This window comes from Oceanobacillus sp. M60, assembly GCF_053839645.1.
Genome location: NZ_JBSSNH010000012.1, coordinates 18,120 through 36,013, shown reverse-complemented (window position 1 = coordinate 36,013; position 17,894 = coordinate 18,120). Strand labels below are relative to the sequence as shown.

Annotated in this window: 15 protein-coding genes and 6 tRNA genes; 5 read left to right on the top strand and 16 right to left on the bottom strand. The window is 42.3% G+C overall.

Annotated elements, in window-relative coordinates; all coding sequences use genetic code 11:
* Positions 1-7 precede the first annotated feature (7 nt).
* Positions 8-1,801, bottom strand: coding sequence for a S9 family peptidase (locus tag ACW0TQ_RS21520; RefSeq protein WP_256705527.1), 1,794 nt, complete (start codon positions 1,799-1,801; stop codon positions 8-10).
* 307 nt (positions 1,802-2,108) lie between these two features.
* Here ACW0TQ_RS21520 and ACW0TQ_RS21515 point away from each other — a divergent pair, with 307 nt between their 5' ends.
* Together ACW0TQ_RS21515 and ACW0TQ_RS21510 are read left to right on the top strand one after the other, a co-directional pair.
* Positions 2,109-3,176, top strand: coding sequence for an LLM class flavin-dependent oxidoreductase (locus ACW0TQ_RS21515; protein WP_193064933.1), 1,068 nt, complete (start codon positions 2,109-2,111; stop codon positions 3,174-3,176).
* A 3-nt stretch (positions 3,177-3,179) separates the two neighbouring features.
* Positions 3,180-3,746, top strand: coding sequence for an NADPH-dependent FMN reductase (locus ACW0TQ_RS21510; RefSeq protein ID WP_212929421.1), 567 nt, complete (start codon positions 3,180-3,182; stop codon positions 3,744-3,746).
* Between the two features lie 62 nt (positions 3,747-3,808).
* Here ACW0TQ_RS21510 and glmM read toward each other — a convergent pair whose 3' ends face one another.
* The 5 genes from glmM to sigW form a co-directional block, all read right to left on the bottom strand.
* Positions 3,809-5,152 carry a phosphoglucosamine mutase gene (gene glmM, locus ACW0TQ_RS21505; RefSeq protein WP_042531057.1) on the bottom strand — a complete coding sequence of 448 codons (1,344 nt, stop codon included), beginning with the start codon at positions 5,150-5,152 and terminating at the stop codon, positions 3,809-3,811.
* A gap of 34 nt (positions 5,153-5,186) precedes the next feature.
* The gene (locus ACW0TQ_RS21500; protein WP_042531055.1) at positions 5,187-6,419 is read right to left on the bottom strand and encodes a CdaR family protein; all 1,233 of its coding nucleotides are present in this window, start codon (positions 6,417-6,419) and stop codon (positions 5,187-5,189) included.
* The gene (gene cdaA, locus ACW0TQ_RS21495) at positions 6,412-7,233 is read right to left on the bottom strand and encodes a diadenylate cyclase CdaA (protein ID WP_042531053.1); all 822 of its coding nucleotides are present in this window, start codon (positions 7,231-7,233) and stop codon (positions 6,412-6,414) included. The genes ACW0TQ_RS21500 and cdaA overlap by 8 nt, the downstream gene beginning before the upstream one ends.
* Before the next feature lie 483 nt (positions 7,234-7,716).
* A complete protein-coding gene (rsiW, locus tag ACW0TQ_RS21490) occupies positions 7,717-8,358 on the bottom strand; it encodes an anti-sigma-W factor RsiW (RefSeq protein WP_042531051.1) in 642 nt (213 codons plus the stop codon).
* A 15-nt stretch (positions 8,359-8,373) separates the two neighbouring features.
* Positions 8,374-8,937 carry an RNA polymerase sigma factor SigW gene (gene sigW, locus ACW0TQ_RS21485; RefSeq protein WP_042531049.1) on the bottom strand — a complete coding sequence of 188 codons (564 nt, stop codon included), beginning with the start codon at positions 8,935-8,937 and terminating at the stop codon, positions 8,374-8,376.
* A gap of 137 nt (positions 8,938-9,074) precedes the next feature.
* Here sigW and ACW0TQ_RS21480 point away from each other — a divergent pair, with 137 nt between their 5' ends.
* Positions 9,075-9,227, top strand: coding sequence for an aspartyl-phosphate phosphatase Spo0E family protein (locus ACW0TQ_RS21480; RefSeq protein ID WP_139089041.1), 153 nt, complete (start codon positions 9,075-9,077; stop codon positions 9,225-9,227).
* A 288-nt stretch (positions 9,228-9,515) separates the two neighbouring features.
* Here ACW0TQ_RS21480 and ACW0TQ_RS21475 read toward each other — a convergent pair whose 3' ends face one another.
* The 10 genes from ACW0TQ_RS21475 to ACW0TQ_RS21430 form a co-directional block, all read right to left on the bottom strand.
* Positions 9,516-10,631: a phosphomevalonate kinase gene (locus ACW0TQ_RS21475; RefSeq protein WP_256705526.1), complete on the bottom strand. Its 1,116-nt coding sequence runs from the start codon at positions 10,629-10,631 to the stop codon at positions 9,516-9,518.
* Positions 10,632-10,640: 9 nt separating this feature from the next.
* The gene (gene mvaD, locus ACW0TQ_RS21470; protein WP_042531045.1) at positions 10,641-11,615 is read right to left on the bottom strand and encodes a diphosphomevalonate decarboxylase; all 975 of its coding nucleotides are present in this window, start codon (positions 11,613-11,615) and stop codon (positions 10,641-10,643) included.
* A gap of 96 nt (positions 11,616-11,711) precedes the next feature.
* Positions 11,712-12,668 carry a mevalonate kinase gene (gene mvk / locus ACW0TQ_RS21465; protein WP_042531043.1) on the bottom strand — a complete coding sequence of 319 codons (957 nt, stop codon included), beginning with the start codon at positions 12,666-12,668 and terminating at the stop codon, positions 11,712-11,714.
* Positions 12,665-13,954, bottom strand: a complete 1,290-nt coding sequence (locus ACW0TQ_RS21460) for a hydroxymethylglutaryl-CoA reductase, degradative (RefSeq protein ID WP_193064930.1) — start codon at positions 13,952-13,954, stop codon at positions 12,665-12,667. The genes mvk and ACW0TQ_RS21460 overlap by 4 nt, the downstream gene beginning before the upstream one ends.
* A gap of 333 nt (positions 13,955-14,287) precedes the next feature.
* Positions 14,288-14,360: transfer RNA gene (locus ACW0TQ_RS21455), tRNA-Lys, on the bottom strand.
* A gap of 249 nt (positions 14,361-14,609) precedes the next feature.
* A tRNA-Gln gene (locus ACW0TQ_RS21450) sits at positions 14,610-14,684 on the bottom strand.
* Positions 14,685-14,693: 9 nt separating this feature from the next.
* Positions 14,694-14,778, bottom strand: a tRNA-Tyr gene (locus ACW0TQ_RS21445).
* Positions 14,779-14,820: 42 nt separating this feature from the next.
* A tRNA-Thr gene (locus ACW0TQ_RS21440) sits at positions 14,821-14,896 on the bottom strand.
* A 4-nt stretch (positions 14,897-14,900) separates the two neighbouring features.
* A tRNA-Val gene (locus tag ACW0TQ_RS21435) sits at positions 14,901-14,976 on the bottom strand.
* Between the two features lie 3 nt (positions 14,977-14,979).
* A tRNA-Glu gene (locus tag ACW0TQ_RS21430) sits at positions 14,980-15,054 on the bottom strand.
* A gap of 438 nt (positions 15,055-15,492) precedes the next feature.
* On the opposite strand from ACW0TQ_RS21430, the gene fabI reads away from it, so the two are divergent.
* Together fabI and ACW0TQ_RS21420 are read left to right on the top strand one after the other, a co-directional pair.
* A complete protein-coding gene (gene fabI / locus ACW0TQ_RS21425) occupies positions 15,493-16,269 on the top strand; it encodes an enoyl-ACP reductase FabI (RefSeq protein WP_256705525.1) in 777 nt (258 codons plus the stop codon).
* A gap of 183 nt (positions 16,270-16,452) precedes the next feature.
* Complete coding sequence (locus ACW0TQ_RS21420) at positions 16,453-17,877, top strand: aldehyde dehydrogenase family protein (RefSeq protein WP_042531037.1); 1,425 nt, start codon at positions 16,453-16,455, stop codon at positions 17,875-17,877.
* Positions 17,878-17,894: the final 17 nt, after the last annotated feature.

The window sequence follows — 17,894 nt, the reverse complement described above, 5'->3', positions numbered from 1 at the left end:
GTTTTTTCTACTTATGCTTTTCCATAAAATCTAACATCCGCTTATACACTTTAATCTCATTCTCTTTTTTAGAGAATCCGTGCCCCTCATCCTCCAGCACCAGGTACTCCACATCGCGGCCTTTATCCTGCAGCTTTTGGACAATTTGATCTGATTCTTCCTTCACCACACGCGGATCTTTTGCACCTTGGATAACCAGCATCGGCTTTGTCATGGTTTCCAAATAAGTCACTGGAGAATCATTTACAAAGCGCTCCTTATCACGCTCTGAATCACCTAGCCATCTTTCCATAATCGGCTTCCAATCCGCCGGTACAGAATTGACAAAGGTAAATAAGTCGGACGGGCCAAAGATATCAATCACTGCTTTAAAATATTCTGGATGACGTCCATGCAGGAGCAGCGCCATATAACCGCCGTAGCTTCCTCCTACTAAGAATAGATGATCCGGGTCCGTAATCTTTTGATCAAACAGCCATTTGATGCCTTCCACATTATCGAGGCGCGGTCCATGCCCCCAATCCTGCTCGACGAGTTTCACAAAAGAGGAACCATAGCCTGTACTCCCGCGAAAGTTTGGTGCGAAAATATGATAGCCGCGATTGAGGATGCTTTGGAACATCGCACGGAAAAATTTCCGTTCTGCTGCCTGCGGTCCGCCATGCGGCCAAAAAACGGTATACCCATTGGCATTTTCCGGTTTTGCCCTGAACAGAAGTGATTCGATTTCCATCCCGTCAAATGAAGCATAGGTCACAATTTCAGGATCCACGAGCTCCTCTTCCGATACACCCAGAACACGATTATCTGTGAGCTGCTCCCATTTCTCACCATTTGTCAGACGATAAATGTTATCCGGCTTTACTGCGGATCCTCCAAGGAGATATACTGCCCCTGATTCTGTTACAGTCACCTGATCAATCAAATCAAAAGGCTTTGTGATTTCTTTCAGCTCTCCTGATTTTATTTTATACTGATAAAGCTTATCGACAACACCCTTTTCTGTCACTACATACAATGAATCGGATGATTTATCATATTTTACGGTTTCAATCGATTCTTCCTCCAGCTCAAGAACTTTTGAAAACGTCTCTTGCTTCATGTCATACTTGGCTAAATACATATATTCGCCTTCATAATCCGTCGGGAAATAAATGCTGTGATTATCCGTAAAAACTGGATCATAGGATACATGCACTTTTTTCGGATCAGGAGTAAGATAGATTTTCTCTTCCTCTTTTTCGATGAATATATTATTATACGTGTTCGCAAACACGCTTTCGTATATTAGTGTCTCTTCATCTTCCGATACACCTGCCAGTGTAGTCGGCGCTCCTTCTCCCTCTGCTATCAGCTCATCTTTATCTGTATCCAGATGGCGCACATGTGTGTTTAAAAAGCTCGGATTATTTTTAGAGGTATTATAATAAATTCGTTTTCCGTCCTTGCTCAGGTATGCAAACAAGTATTTTTCGTCCTCTGCTCCCGTAATCAGCGGCTGCGGTAATCCGCCCTCTGGAGGCAGGGCGTAAATGTGATAATTTTCATCCCCATCTGCATCAAAGCTTGTTAAAACATACTTCCCATTTGGATCAAACTGAATAAATGAGGAGGATTCATCCTTTTGAGAAAACTGAAATGGATACGCATGCTCTTTACTCAAGTCTAATGCCCATAAATTACGTTTACCGCTCAAGTTCGTTGAAAATACCAGCTTTTGTTCATCTTTGCTCACTTGGAAATGATCGATACTATACGTATAAAAGAACTGTTCTACTTTCGGTTTTGGAAATTTTATCATTCTGCCCGCACTCCCTTTTATCTGTATTTTCTATATTATACCACTATTTATAAAATACACCATACACTCTGGCCTTTCCGTGCGGAACAGCAAAACTATCTTTAATTCAAGCTACTTTGATTGTCATTTTATCATTTGAATAGTAAAGTGATATAGAGAGGAGAATTTGAGACGATACATGCAGAAAATAACACGCCATTTTCCTATCTGCCTGTAGCTCACTTCCTCCCCAAAGCAATTTACTTCAAATACATTTTTTAATAGATAGGTTTAACCTTAAAATCTAAAACAATGGAGGAGCATAGGTATGGAACAATATCGCATTGACCAAAAGAAAGGATTAGAATTTGGGCTCTATACACTGGGAGACCATCTGGCCAACCCTTTCACCGGAAAACGGATTTCGGCACAGCAGCGTCTTCAGGAAATTATCGAATTAGCAAAGCTGGCAGAACAAGCAGGGTTAGATTTTTTCAGTGTCGGAGAAAGTCATCAGGATTATTTCACTACGCAGGCACACAGCGTGGTATTGGCGGCGATTGCGCAGGCGACAGAAACCATCAAGCTGGGCAGCTCGTCAACGATTATCAGCACTTCTGACCCCGTTCGGGTTTATGAAGATTTTGCTACGATTGATTTAATTTCGAATGGACGTGCCGAAATTATTGCCGGAAGAGCTTCCCGAATCGGGCTATTTGAATTATTAGGATATGACGTACAGGATTATGAAGCGTTATATGAAGAAAAATTTGATTTGCTGCTGCAAATTAATGAGAAGGAAAGGCTCAGCTGGGAAGGGGACTATCGTGCACCCTTAAAAGATGCCCATGTGCTGCCCCGCCCGAAAGATAATACACTGCCCATCTGGCGTGCAGTTGGCGGAACCCCGGCCAGTGCAATGAAGGCAGGCTATACCGGGGTACCGATGATGCTGGCAACACTTGGCGGACCGGCCAGCGCTTTTAAAAATGTTATTGATGCGTATCGGGAAACAGCTGAAAGAAGCGGACATCATACTGACGATCTTCCTGTCGGCGTCACCGGTTTTTTCCATGTGGCAGAAACAAGCCAGGAGGCACTGCAGCAAATGTACCCTTATATCAATGAAGGAATGAAGCTGACGAATGGACAAGGATTTCCAAAGCAGGCATTTGCACAAGCAAAGGATAAGCGCAGTGTCATCAATGTCGGCAGTCCGCAGGAGGTTATTGAAAAAATTCTCTATCAGCATGAGCTGTTTGGACATCAGCGCTACTTAGCGCAAATGGACTTTGGTGGCGTTCCATTTGAACAATTGGCTAAGAATATTGAAATGATTGGCACGAAAATTTTGCCTGCCATTCGTAAGCACACTGGCATGAATCAGGAGGATTAGCACATGAAGATCATTGGTTTATCCGGCTCCATTGTCGGTTCAAAAACACGGACAGTCATGGATGCTGTAGCAAAAGAAATTGCTGAAAAATATCCAGAAGCAGATTTTCAGCTGATTGATTTAAAAGATTATGATTTGCAATTTAGTGACGGCCGGAACTATCTCGATTATTCCGGAGACACCGCCTGGGTCACCAGGCAGGTGATGGAGGCAGATGTGATGATTATCGGCACGCCTGTCTTCCAGGCATCGATTCCGGCAAGCTTAAAGAATATTTTTGATTTGCTTCCTGTCGGGGCATTTCAGAATAAGACCGTAAGCTTTTTCGTAACCGCAGGCTCTTCCAAGCATTATTTAGTTGCTGATCATCAATTAAAACCAACTTTATCCTATATGAAAGCACAAATAGTACAAACCTTTGTTTATGTTGAGGAAAAGAGCTTTCAACAAAAGAAAATCGTCGATGACGATGTCTTCATTCGATTAGAGCGTTTGATTGAGGATACCATGGACACGTATGAAGCCAACGAAATCATCCGGAAAAAGAAAGAGGATTCCTATGGATTCTAGAAGTTAAAAAAACGCATGGATGGGTACATCCATGCGTTTTTTACTTTAGGTACATGATATTATTAAGCACCTAAATGATTTTCAATGACTTTTACGATTCGTTCTGCATAGGTCTGGCAATCTTCCTCTGTCTTCGCCTCTACCATGACACGCACAAGCGGTTCTGTTCCAGATGGGCGGACTAAAACGCGTCCATTCTCTCCCAGTTCTTCTTCCACAGCTTGTACTTCATCTAAGATGATTGGACTGGTCAATGCTTCATTCTTATCTGTAACCCGAACATTAATCAATGTCTGCGGGAAAATAGTCATTTCGTCTGCCAGTTCTGACAAGGTCTTGCCTGATTCACGCATTACATTCACAAGCTGCAATGCAGATAACAGACCGTCTCCTGTCGTAATATAATCTAAAAAGATAATATGGCCGGATTGTTCCCCGCCTAGGTTATAGTCGTTTTTACGCATTTCTTCCATAACATATCGGTCACCGACTGCCGTCTTATCGCTTTTCAGACCAGCTTCTTCTAATGCCTTATAAAAGCCTAAGTTACTCATGACAGTGGATACGACAGTGTCCTTACGAAGCATCCCAATTTCTTTCAGGTATTTTGCGCAGATGAACATGATTTTATCGCCGTCCACGATGTTTCCTTTTTCATCCACAGCAATCAAGCGATCACCGTCTCCATCAAAAGCCAGTCCGACATCCGCTTCTTTATCCAGCACATATTGCTGTAGTCCTTCCGGATGTGTAGAACCGACACCATCATTAATATTCAGGCCGTTCGGTGTAGAGCCCATGGAATGAATGTCAGCCTCCAAATCTGCGAATAGATGTGTAGCCAGGCTGGATGTTGCTCCATGTGCACAATCTACAGCGATACGTATTCCGTCAAAATCGTTATCAATCGTATCTTTTAAGAAGGACAGGTATTTCTGTCTGCCTTCAAAATAATCACTCACTGATCCGATACCAGCGCCTGTCGGGCGAGGCAGATCATCCTCTTCTTGTTCTAATAAAGCTTCAATTTCCGCTTCCTGAGCATCTGTCAGCTTAAATCCATCTGAGCCGAAGAATTTAATCCCGTTATCTTCTACAGGATTATGGGATGCAGAAATCATCACCCCTGCCTGCGCGCTCATTGCTTTTGTTAAGTAAGCGACCCCCGGCGTTGAAATAACACCCAGCCGCATTGCTTCTACGCCTGTTGACAGAAGTCCTGCAATCAACGCGCCTTCCAGCATATGTCCAGAAATACGTGTATCTCTGCCGATTAAAACGCGTGGCTTTTCACTGCCTTTTGTTAACGTATATCCGCCAAAACGACCGAGCTTAAATGCCATTTCAGGAGTCAGCCCTTCATTTGCTACTCCCCTGACACCGTCTGTTCCAAAAAATTTACCCATTATTATATCTCTCCTTTGACCATACAATATACAACTATTCTTCTGCTGTTTCAGCCGGATCGATTATTTCCACCGTGACCTCTTCCACATTTCCTGTGGCAGTGACATCCTCAGGAGCTTCAATGTCAATAGGCACTTCATGCTCTCCTGATTCTAAATCAGATAAATCCAGTACGGCGTTGATATCATCTGCCGTTAAACCATTTACCACCGAGGCATCCCCTGTCACTTCTACTTCTAATGCAGGGTCTGCATAAGATGCTTCCAATCCATTTGCTAAGCCTTCTTCTTCTAAAGCTACATTCTCGATTACATTTGTTCCTTCTACTTCTACCGTAACTTCTACCTCTTCCGTCTCCGGTGCTTGCACGTTTTCAGGCAAATCAAGCGGTACTTCAACTGTGCCGGATTCTTCAATCTCGGATAAGTCCAGCGGCTCGGTAGTCACTTCTGAAATATCCTCCAGCACGTCACTTTGAGAGTAAATCTCCACTTCCTCTTCATTTGGAGAAATAGAGTCCAGCTCAAGGTCTTCTTCCAGCTCACCTGTTGTCTCTACAGACAGTGGTACAGACTTGCTTGGATTGTCGACTTCTACGGAGACCTGAACACTTTCAGGGTCTAATCCGACATTCAATTCATTTCCTTGTATATCATATACACTAATCGGAAGCTCCCGATTGTTAATTGACTCATCGACACCTTCCATATTCACATAAGCCCTTACAGAGCCAATCGATTCAATGACGCTCGCTGAGCTTGTTATCGTTATCGTTTCCGGATCGACACTATAATCGACCACTTCGTAACCATCTGCCATCAGGTCTTGATTAATCAGATCAGCAGTTACAGTAAACTCTTGAGATGCCCGTTCTTCAATGGTGACTTCTGCTGTTTTCGGCTCAATAAATACTTCCACATCTCCTGCTATATTATGCTGCAGTTCAACAACATGCGTTCCTTCTTCTAAGCCTTCTAAGTCGACGTATACATCAAAATTACGTTGAAGTATATACGGTGTCATACTGCCTCGATTCCCTTGTAAAGTAACATCGACCTCTTCTGGAACATCACTGACAACATAGCTGTCGCGGTCAATACGGATATCTACTGGAATTTGTTCCAAGGTTTCTGTGGAAGTGGTTGAACCAGAAAATGTTGAATCGGAATTTGGTGTTTCGGACACATTGACAAAAGCATAGAGTGTTACCGCAAAAGCTAAGGAAAGGATACGGACAAACCACTTACTCTTAAACCAATTATCCACGCTTACCAGTCCTCCGTTTCCATGATTTTTTGTCAGAGGCTTTCGGGACGATTGATAAATGCGTTAAAAGCATTTCTCTTAATTTTTCTTCATCGATATCACGATGCAGCTCTCCATTTTTTGTACAAGAGACGGCACCTGTTTCCTCAGAAACAACAATCGTTAACGCATCTGTTACTTCACTTATTCCCATTGCGGCACGATGCCTTGTTCCTAATTCCTTGGAGATAAATGGACTCTCGGATAAAGGCAGGTAACAAGCCGCAGCTGTGATCTCTTCATTTTTTATAATTACTGCCCCATCATGAAGCGGTGTATTTGGTGTAAATATGTTTGTCAGAAGCTGGTGAGTAAGCTTTCCGTTGATTGGAATCCCGGTTTCCGCATAATCCCCAATTCCTGTTTCTCTTTCAATGGAGATAAGCGCACCAATTCTTCTTTTACCCATATAATTACAAGATGTAACAATAGCCTCAATTTCATTTTGAATAATTTCTTCAGCAGAGCTTCCCGATCTGGCGAAGATATTCCCTCGCCCCAGCTGTTCCAGTGCTCTTCGTAATTCCGGCTGGAATAAAATAACAATTACAATAACTCCCCAATTAATAACTTGGCCTGTGATAAATTGGATGGTTTGTAAGTTTAACAGCATACTTACTCCCCACACAACCATTACAACTGCTATTCCTTTTAATAGCTGAATAGCCTTTGTACCTCTGATCAGCATGATTAATTTATATAATACATACCAGACGAGAGCGATATCAACGCCAATTCGCAGCAGATCTAAAAAGTCAAATCCCCCATCAAGCATGTGCACACATCCTTTACCCAATAGAATTACCTGTTTGTTTTAAACATTATCTTAAAAGCAATTATTTCTCTCGGAGAACCGGCCGTAAAATTCCCGCCTTTAAATAGAGAATGAAACTCGATTTATTTAAGCAGAAGATAACGTGATGCAGCTCTCTGAATCCTTCAGCGGAGGGAAAGAATAAATTCCCGCTGAATGAAGTTTCGTTTTATATTATCATGAACTATTATGAATTACAGTCGATAATTATTATATCATAAATTTGTAAAAACAGACCTGTCTGTAGTTTTTTATTTTCTTTAGAAAATGGAACACCATTAAAATGTGTGTGTAGAAATCCTGCCAAATTTGACCACTTCAATACCCTGAACCAGCTGTTTTTTCATAATTGATGGAGCAGCTATGTTTTACTCCATTATGACAGTTTCTTTCGCCCAAAAAAAGAGAGCGACATCATCTCGCTCCTTTTTTCATTGTTTTATCTTAAAATGCGAATAATCCTTTAAAGAAATTCTTTATATGATACCATATCCACTCAAACGTTTGGTCTACGGTTTCCAGTTCTCCGTTGACTCCTCCTGCAGAGGCCATCAGGCCGCCGCCTTCCAGCTCCGATTCGCCGTCTAAAAGCTCTCCATTAAACAAGGTAACATTGCCGTCCACCGTTCCAAGCACTAATAAATCACCGTTTTTCACGTAGACATCTCCGGAAACAGTGACACCCTCGGGCACAATCACGGTGTCTCCATCAACGACAAGCTCTTCCTGTGCAGAAACAACAAGCTGATCCGTTCCTTGATTAAAAGTGGAGGAAAGACTGCCTATCATCAACAAGAAGAAAATAGCTGCTGCAACAAGGATTGGATGATGTTTAAACCAGCGCTTATACTTTACCGATTTCTTTTCTGTCGGCAATTTATTCATAACATTTTCTGTAAAACCAACCGGGGCTTCCATCCGTTCCGCACTTTTTATTAAAGCAATGGTTCGATGAAGCTCATGAAAATGCTTCTGACAATCTTCACAATCCTCCAGATGCCTTCTTAGTAAGCTTTCTTCTTCTGCGGAAATATCCCCATCTAAATAGTCATGCATTTTTTTTATATACTCTTTATTGCAGCTCACATCAAGCACGCTCCTTTACACATGTCGAAGCCTCTTTCTCAAGGCCTCTCTTCCACGATGAATCCGCGTTTTTACCGTACCAAGAGGAACATCAAGAATTTCACTGATTTCCTTTAGTGAAAATTCTTCCAGATACCTGAGCATGATAATACTCCGGTATTTAGAAGGAAGCTGAGAAATCTCATGATGAATATACCGCTGCAGTTCTCTGCTTTCCACTTCTTCTCCAGGCAGACGTTCCGTACTGGCAAGCTGAGAATACATATCCAAACCTTCTGTCCCTTTTACTTCTGCATCAAGATGAAAGTCCGGTTTACGCTTGCGCATGCGGTCAATGGTTAAATTCGTAGCTATGCGGTATAACCATGTAGAGAATTTTCTGCTCTCATCAAATGAATCAATATTCACATATGCACGTATAAACGCTTCTTGTGCAATATCTTCCGCTTCGTGCTTATTACCCAGCATACGGTAGCAGTGCTGGTATATTTTATCTTGATAAAAGGATACGACATCCGAAAAAGCAGATTGGTCTCCTTTTTTAACTTCTATAATCTTTTTCTTTATAAATTGGTCCATCTAATTACCTCCGCACTATGCGGTACTCTCTATACGAAACAACCGCTTGTAAGGTTTCACATTTTAAAAAAGAATGTTTATTTTTTTTCCGACAGGGTATATCTAACGATAAGTATACTAAAAAAGGAGTGAAATTTGTGGATAAAAAATCGTTATTCATGGAGATTGAACAGTGCAGGCAAGAAATGCTGGCATTGTCTGAGGAGCATGGATTAGACTCAGAACCTGTTCTGTCCACAAGCGAAAAATTGGATGCATTAATTTTTGCTTATTTAAAAAAAACCTCTTAAATCATCCTTACTCAATTTTCAAAGACATCTTCTGTGTATGTCTTTTTTTGTTACATTTCCTATCCACAAACATCTCTATGTAATCTTCCCCTCACCAACTATATCTCTATGAATAATAATATCTTATTTTGTCCTTCACTTCATTAAACATTTTTTATTTTTTATAAGAAACTTGAAAATATTTGAAGATGGTATCAGAATTCCTTTGATTTAAATGCAAAAATAAAAGAACCGATTTACAATGCATCGAATTGCAAAACGGCTCTCCTTTATCTTTTCTAATATTTCTTAAACAGAATGATTCTCTTCCATCACCGTCTCTCCGCCGGTAGAAGGAGATAACGTCAAAGCTTTGATTCCTGCTTCTTCCCACGCATGCGCTAGTTGTTCCGCAGCTTCCTGCGAAGGCATAAAAGCAATCCCGCAATCTCCGCCTCCAGCGCCAGAAGGCTTTCCTGCGCCACCCAAATCCTCTGCCAAGTTACATAAGACGGTTAAATCGGGTATCTCAATATTTGTATCTGCTGCTTTCCCAACTTGATTCAACGCTTTTCGGTTAGCTGTTATCCCAGCAAATAATTGATTGATATCATTGTCTTTTGAGCCAGTTAAAAACTGAGATACGGCATGTTCACTGTCTTTCAGAAATGAAGTATAAGCTTTCGCATTGTTTATTTTCAATAAGCGCACCTGGTTCACTAAATCTTTCGTAGATGCAGCACTGCCTGTCCAGCCTACACAAAAGTAAACATTTTCTGGCAGCGTAATCGGCTTCGTTTTATAATATTTCCAATCCTTCTCTACGACTTCTGTGACAGACCCCGCTTCCTGGTATGCTTCGAGAAGCCAATCTGCCTGAAAAGAAGAGAATTGAAGCAGCCCGCCATAAGTGGATGCAGCGATATCTGCTCCCGATCCGTTTCCTTGCGTAATCACATGCGATATCGCAGCCAGACGGAAAATGGTATCTTTTTCAGCCAATTGCGGAGCCTGAAAACGTAATACTCCCGCTACGATAGAAGTAACAATCGCTGCACTGGAGCCCAATCCATATTTCACGCCAGAGGCATCATCCAGCTCACTGCGTGTAGAAACATGCATCGGAAGAACCGGCAGTCCTTGTTCTTCTAAATAACGATATGTAATCCGGAGTGCATTCTTAACAAAAGACAGCCTGGGATCGTCTGAATCAATATGTATGTCTGTCTCTCGCCAAGACCATGGAACCTTATGAAGAGAAAAGTCCGAAAGAGTCAGCTGGTGGCTATCCGCTTCCGCTACCGTCGCATAGACAAAACGGTTCACAGCCATCACTGCCAGATTCTGATAAGGCTCTAATACGGCAAATTCTCCCGCAATCATTAATTTCCCTGGTACTTTGACCGTGATTGATTTTGCCACCATATTATCCTCCTATCTATAGCTTATTCCGCTTCCGGGTTTACTGATTATAATATCCTCCACGCCTTCTGTTGCCTGCAGGCGTTTTTTCACCTTAGCTTCGTTTTCTGGTAAATATAAAACTTTTACATTCGGGCCGGCATCAATCGTAAAAAAGGCAGGAATCCCTTGTTCTCTTAAGGTTTGTACCGTCTGCATCACTCGCATCGTGGTATCCTGCCAGTATGTAAACGGAGGATTCGCTCCCAAAGTTGTAGCATGCATGCGCATGCAGTTCGCTTCTGCAACGCTTCCCATCTTCTCAAAATCCTTCACTTTAATGGCTTGTTTTATTTCTTGCAGATCCTTTGCTGTCTGCTCCAGCCAGCCTGCATAAAAAGGAGAGGTTTCTACGGTACGGCGCATCCCCTCCCTGCTTGAGACCTTTTTCTCTGTTTTTGACAAAACCACAGCAGCAATGCGAATATCCCAGTGTGACTTGTCAGCAATTTGCACGGCAAACGAATCGGATCCATCTTCCCGTTCCCCCATCTGCCATTCAACAAAACCGCCGAAAATCGAACGGGAAGCAGAACCAGAGCCTTGACGAGCCAGCTTCGATAATTCCGTATCATTTAGAGAAAGTCCGATTGCTTTGGAGCTCGCTGCAGCTAATGCTGCAAGACCAGATGCAGAAGAAGCAAATCCGGCAGCAGTAGGAACATGATTCACAGATTGAACCTGTGCATAGATTTCCTTTCCAGAAAGAGCACGCACCTTATCTAAAAATATCGCTACCTTTCCAAGCGCATCTCCTTCTACATTCTGTTCATTCAAATGAAAGGAATCTTTTTTTAACCCTTCCTGAAAATGAACGGTTGTCTCTGTAGAAAAACCATCTAATGTCACGGAAAGGTTACTGTTGGCAGGAAGAATCAATGATTCATTCCGCTTCCCCCAATACTTGATTAAAGCAATATTCGTATGCGCTCTTGCTGTTGCCTTCATATTATTTGAATCTCCTTTTCTACAATCCCTGTCAAATCATTCTTTTCATGCGGCTTCATTCAGCCGGGGAAAAGCCCCGCCGAATGAGGCATCGCTTTATTTCTTCAAAACAAACGGCCAGACTGCTGCTGCACCAAAACGGCGTAATTTCTCTGCCAGCTGCTTTGAATGAACTTCATTTTGCGCAAGCGCAATGATACAACCGCCATTTCCGCCGCCTGTCAATTTCGCACCTAAAGCCCCTTCTTCCCGGGCAAAGCGAATCAATTTATTTAAACCGGCATCACTGACTCCTAATGCTTCCAGTTCTTTTTGTGCTTCATTTAACAGTTGACCTAAAAACTGTTTACTAGCTTTTTCCAATGCATCTTTTGCATGATGCGTTAACGCCCCGATCCGTTCTATTTTGGAATGGATACGCTGCGGAGCTGCTTTTAACAGACTTGCTACCGATTCAACTGATGTACGTGTATCCCCAAATCTGCCGGAGTCTGCAACAATAAAATGCAGGTCTTCTCCTAATTCAATGTGCTCAACAGGACTTCCTTTTTTATACCACACTGGTTTATCGGAAGTGATCGTTAAGGTATCCAGCCCGCTTGGTGCTCCATGCGCATAGGTTTCTGCCACATTCGCTAATTGCAGCAAATCTTCTGTCGAGCATTCCTTATCGCAATAATGGAATAAAGAGCGAATAATAGAAATAGCGACAGATGCACTTGAACCAAGACCCTTTCCTGGCGGTACCGAGGAATTAATCCGTATTAACAAATCCTTATAAGGAATCCCAAGATATTCACAAGAACTAGAGACACATTCCACAATTCCTTCCAGCTCTTTCGGGGCATGCCGCAATGGGCCATGATAAAAGGTACTGTCCATTTTCACCGCTCCAGGAACATACTCAATTACCGTCTCTACGCCAATTAAAGGAAATGGAATAGCAATTGCCGGCTGCCCGTGTACAACCGAATGCTCTCCAATTAAAATGACCTTACTATGAGCTACGCCAATAGCTGTTTTTTCCGATGCTGTTACTTTTTCTGCACTCATTGTTTATACTGTTCCACCAATTCTTTAGCTTTTCCCACACGGATTTCTTGTTGTTCTACTAATTGTTTTGCTATCACATCAATCATCTCCCCAGTTGCTCCGCCAGCTATCGCAACAGAACGTGAATGAAGCGCCATATGCCCTTTTTGAATCCCATCGGTCGCCAACGCTTTGAGCGCTCCAAGATTTTGAGCAAGACCAACTGCTACAATTACCTGCGCAAGCTCTTCTGCTGATTCAATTTGCATAACGGATAAAGAAAAATCAGCTAATGGGTGCACGCGAGTCGCTCCCCCGACAGTTCCTATCGACATTGGCAACTCAATTTCACCAACGAGATTACCTTCTTCATCCTTTGACCACGTAGTCATGGAGCCATAATGACCATTTCTGGCAGCATAAGCATGTGCCCCCGCCTCTACTGCCCGCCAATCATTTCCTGTCGCAATCACAACAGGGTCAATGCCGTTCATAATCCCTTTATTATGCGTTACTGCACGATACGGGTCAGAGGCAGCAAATTCATACGCATGGATGACACCATCTCTGACCTCTTCTCCAGCAAACGAACCTGTTTTTAGCAGATGCGGAGGTATTACACATTTTGCTGTAGCCAGGCTGCGATCGGCATAGTTCGATAAAATACGCAAATGCACTTTTCCTTTGGTTATTTCTTCCACGATTGGCGCAATCGATTCCACCATGGTATTAATCATATTCGCTCCCATGGCGTCACAGGTGTCTACATAGATATGCATGACCAGCATTTTGCTATAAGACGATGCATCGTTCTCATTCAAAACCCGTACATCTAAGTCTCTCACACCGCCTCCGCGGCTGACAATGCTTGGATAGGCATCATCGGCAGCTTTCATTAATATATCTTTTTGACGAAGGATTTGCTGCTTTGCTTCTTGAAAATCCGGACATCCAACCACTTGAATCTGCCCAATCATCAGTCTTTCTTTTGATTCTGTCCGAAAACCGCCAGCCTCTCTGACTATCTTCGCAATATGACTGGCAGAAGCAACAACAGAAGCTTCTTCAATAGCCATCGGTACTACATATTCTTTCCCGTTTATTAAAAAGTTTAATCCCAATCCGAATGGTAATTGATAGGTGCCAATGACGTTTTCAATCATATTATCTGCTTTTCCTACCGTAAGCGCATCGGCGTTAGACAAATTTTGCGTTTCTGCATCTGTTAAAGTAAAGGCCTCACGTAATAATGCCCGCCTTTCTTCTACCGTCATATTATAAAAACCTGGTATCCTTGAAGAGGTCATGCCTAGCTCATCCTTTTTATTTATCATATCTGAAATATGCTTTTTTATTACAATGTACTAAAATAAACTATTTTGATTATAACACGAATTCTATCGTTTTTTCATTCAGAAGATACTTATTTCGTGACTGAAACTATGTTTGCAGCATTACCGTAATGCATTGGTATTTCCAGCTTCTAACATATACAAAATCGCTGGACTGCTCAGACTATGGCAGGCTCTTTACTAACGTCGAACTGTTGTTCAAATAATATGAGATTTTTATGCTGATAAAGAAAAAAACGAGATAAAATTATCCCGTTTTTCTGTATTTTATACTTGTCATGCTTGTAGTGAGCCATGAAGGATTCGAACCTTCGACCCTCTGATTAAAAGTCAGATGCTCTACCGACTGAGCTAATGGCTCGTTTTATAAATAGAATGGTACCTTATTTCGTGCTTCTTTATTTGGTGGACCCCTGCATCTGCAAGCATTTGCTTCGAAGTGAATGCTTCGGGGTTACTCGAAGCTGATTCGGCAGAAGTTTCGCTCGTTGCTCTACCGACTGAGCTAATGGCTCCTATGATAAGACAGGTTATTATATATAGCCCTGTCCATAAAAAAATACTATTATCAGTAATAGTATTATCATGTATTTCTTCTAAAAAATAAAAATGGCTGGGCCACCAGGATTCGAACCTGGGGTACACGGGATCAAAACCCGATGCCTTACCGCTTGGCTATGGCCCAACAAAAACATGGTGGAGGGGGGCAGATTCGAACTGCCGAACCCTGAGGGAGCGGATTTACAGTCCGCCGCGTTTAGCCACTTCGCTACCCCTCCATATTATTGTTAACCATATTATCAATTATATACATGAAAAAATGGTGCCGGCCAGAGGACTTGAACCCCCAACCTACTGATTACAAGTCAGTTGCTCTACCAGTTGAGCTAGGCCGGCGTGATGGTGGAGGATGCAGGGCTCGAACCTGCGACCCCCTGCTTGTAAGGCAGGTGCTCTCCCAGCTGAGCTAATCCTCCATTTGGTGACCCGTACGGGATTCGAACCCGTGTTACCGCCGTGAAAGGGCGGTGTCTTAACCGCTTGACCAACGGGCCATAATGCGTTTCTGAGAGGCTTTTTGAAAGCTTCTCTCGCAAACTGACGAATTTTATTATATCGAGGAACCAACCGTTTGTAAAGGGAAAAATGAAAAAAACCTTATTTTATTTTTCAAAAGTCGATAAATCACTCCACCAAACCCGTTATGACACTATTTCCAAGGCTTCTCATTTCTTATTTCCTCTCTTTTCTTCTATAAATATAAAACCAGCGTGAGTATCTTTTTTGACAACAAGAATTCTCCGGCAGGAAAGTACCGTATATTTTCCCGACTGCGATTACCTGGGTTCTGAATCGGCAAAGCGGTCCAACTGAACTGCTTTTTTACTTATCACACATACTTCTTATAGAAAAGAAAAACAGTTTATAACTTTATCACCTGGTACTAATCCGTTATAATAGATGCTAAGTTAAATGTTGAATGGAGGATACGTATGACAAAATTATTAGAAGGTAAAAACATTGTTGTAATGGGCGTCGCTAACGAAAGAAGTATTGCTTGGGGTATTACAAAATCTCTACATAATGCCGGAGCGAACCTTATTTTCACCAATAGACAGGAAAGATCCTACAAAAAATTAGTAAAACTTTTAGAGAAGCATGAAATTGAACCAAAAGCAATCATCTCTTGCGATGTTAAATCCGATGAAAGTATTCAGGGAGCCTTTCATGAAATAAAAGAAAAAATCGGCGTGATTCACGGCTTGGTTCACTCTGTTGCCTTTGCTAAACGGGAAGACCTGCAGGGTGAATTTGTCACTACTTCCCGCGATGGTTTCCTGCTTGCTCAAGAAATCAGCGCTTATTCCTTAGTAACCATAACAAATGCTGCGAAGGAACTGATGACTGAAGGCGGTTCGATCGTGACACAAACTTACATCGGAGCAGAACAAGTCGTTCCTGGCTATAACGTGATGGGTGTTGCTAAAGCTTCTCTGGAAGCAAGCGTCCGCTACCTAGCTGAAGATGTGGGCAAAGATGGCATTCGTGTGAACGCTGTGTCAGCCGGCCCAATCCGTACACTCTCTGCAAAAGGAGTAGCTAATTTCAACGAAAAATCTCAAGTTGTGGAAGAAAAAGCTCCGCTGCGCCGCAACATCGATCAAGACGAAGTTGGAGATGCAACATTATTCCTTCTTAGCGAACTGGCACGTGGAATCACCGGCGAAGTATTGCATGTAGATGCCGGATTCAATATTATTGGCGGCTAATCTCTCAAAAACTGTCTCTCTTCATTATTTAAGAAGAGACAGTTTTTTTATTGGCTAAATCCATGTTCTCTACTACGTTTAATCACTTTTTATTGCGGGAACAAGTAGTAATGGATATTCAAAAAGGCTGATAACGTATTATTGAATATTCTTTATTGAAAAACAAGCAAAGGGGTGGAGAAAATGTATAACTATATACAGCATTATATTAACGGTCAGTGGGTTGATTCCACTGGAAACGAAACAATTGATGTAATCAACCCTGCAACCGAAGAAAAAATTGGTGAAATCAGCTCTGGTACCAAAGAGGATCTTGATAAAGCAGTTCAAGCTGCACGGGATGCTTTCCCGGCGTTTTCACAAACAACCAAAGAAGAACGTGCTGATTTATTAGACCGAATCGCAGATGAATATGAAAAACGAAAAGATCAATTTATTGAAGTTATCATGGCAGAGCTTGGCTCTCCAGTAACATTTACAACCAACGTACAATATCAGATGGGATTAAATCATTTCCGGACAGCGGCAAAACTGGTACGTGATTTTGACTTTACTGAAAACCGGGAAAACTCCTTTATCCAAAAGGATGCGATTGGCGTCGCTGGTTTAATCACGCCTTGGAATTTCCCGACAAATCAGGCGTCTACAAAGCTGGCTAGTGCGTTTGCAGCGGGCAGCACCGTCGTATTAAAACCATCAACAGAAACACCTTTCGCGGCTGTCTTATTAAAAGAAGTGTTCGAAGCTGCCGGTGTTCCAAAAGGCGTATTCAATCTGGTAAACGGAACAGGCTCTACCATCGGTAACGGCATCAGCTCTCATCCAGATATCGACTTTGTATCCTTTACAGGATCCGGCGGCGTAGGTACGAAAATTATGGAAAACGCCGCTCAAGATATTAAAAAGGTTTCCTTAGAGCTTGGCGGCAAATCGCCAATTGTCGTATTGGATGATGCAGATGTGGATTATGCTGCAAAAACAGCTATTTCCCATATCGCTGGCAATACAGGTCAAGTATGTACAGCAGGAACGCGAGCATTGGTCCCAGAATCCATGCATGATGATTTTATCCAAGCGATTAAAAACCATATTTCCGAATATCCTGTCGGCGATCCAAAAGACGAGTCTACTTTCACCGGACCACAGGTATCGGAGGATCAATGGAAAACCGTTCAAGACTATATCCAAAAAGGAATCGACAGTAACGCAACTCTAGTTACCGGCGGAACAGGTAAACCAGAAGGCTTGGAAACCGGATATTATTCTAAACTGACTGTATTTACTAATGTAAAACCTGAAGATACGATTGCCCAGGAAGAGATTTTCGGTCCTGTACTTTCCGTTATCACCTATAACGATTTAGATGAAGCAATTGAAATTGCCAATGGTACAATTTATGGGTTAGCAGGCTATGTTGTCGGTAATGATCCGGAGGCGCTGACCAAAACAGCAAAAAGCCTTCGCTCCGGCAGAATTGTAGTCAATAATGAACAAGCTGACTTTACCGCTCCATTTGGCGGTTTCGACCAGTCTGGTATTGGACGCGAATGGGGAGATTACGGCATCGAAGAATTCTTAGAACCAAAAACGATTGTCGGCTTACCTTAATAAATACCACATCCATT

Excerpts from the sequence above, each read along its gene's own strand:
- ACW0TQ_RS21510 (WP_212929421.1), top strand. The coding sequence starts at position 3,180 with ATGAAGATCATTGGTTTATCCGGCTCCATTGTCGGTTCAAAAACACGG.
- glmM (WP_042531057.1), bottom strand. The coding sequence starts at position 5,152 with ATGGGTAAATTTTTTGGAACAGACGGTGTCAGGGGAGTAGCAAATGAA.
- mvaD (WP_042531045.1), bottom strand. The coding sequence starts at position 11,615 with ATGAAGGCAACAGCAAGAGCGCATACGAATATTGCTTTAATCAAGTAT.
- ACW0TQ_RS21520 (WP_256705527.1), bottom strand. The coding sequence starts at position 1,801 with ATGATAAAATTTCCAAAACCGAAAGTAGAACAGTTCTTTTATACGTAT.
- ACW0TQ_RS21515 (WP_193064933.1), top strand. The coding sequence starts at position 2,109 with ATGGAACAATATCGCATTGACCAAAAGAAAGGATTAGAATTTGGGCTC.
- sigW (WP_042531049.1), bottom strand. The coding sequence starts at position 8,937 with ATGGACCAATTTATAAAGAAAAAGATTATAGAAGTTAAAAAAGGAGAC.
- cdaA (WP_042531053.1), bottom strand. The coding sequence starts at position 7,233 with ATGCTTGATGGGGGATTTGACTTTTTAGATCTGCTGCGAATTGGCGTT.
- ACW0TQ_RS21460 (WP_193064930.1), bottom strand. The coding sequence starts at position 13,954 with ATGACCTCTTCAAGGATACCAGGTTTTTATAATATGACGGTAGAAGAA.
- ACW0TQ_RS21420 (WP_042531037.1), top strand. The coding sequence starts at position 16,453 with ATGTATAACTATATACAGCATTATATTAACGGTCAGTGGGTTGATTCC.
- fabI (WP_256705525.1), top strand. The coding sequence starts at position 15,493 with ATGACAAAATTATTAGAAGGTAAAAACATTGTTGTAATGGGCGTCGCT.
- ACW0TQ_RS21475 (WP_256705526.1), bottom strand. The coding sequence starts at position 10,631 with ATGGTGGCAAAATCAATCACGGTCAAAGTACCAGGGAAATTAATGATT.
- mvk (WP_042531043.1), bottom strand. The coding sequence starts at position 12,668 with ATGAGTGCAGAAAAAGTAACAGCATCGGAAAAAACAGCTATTGGCGTA.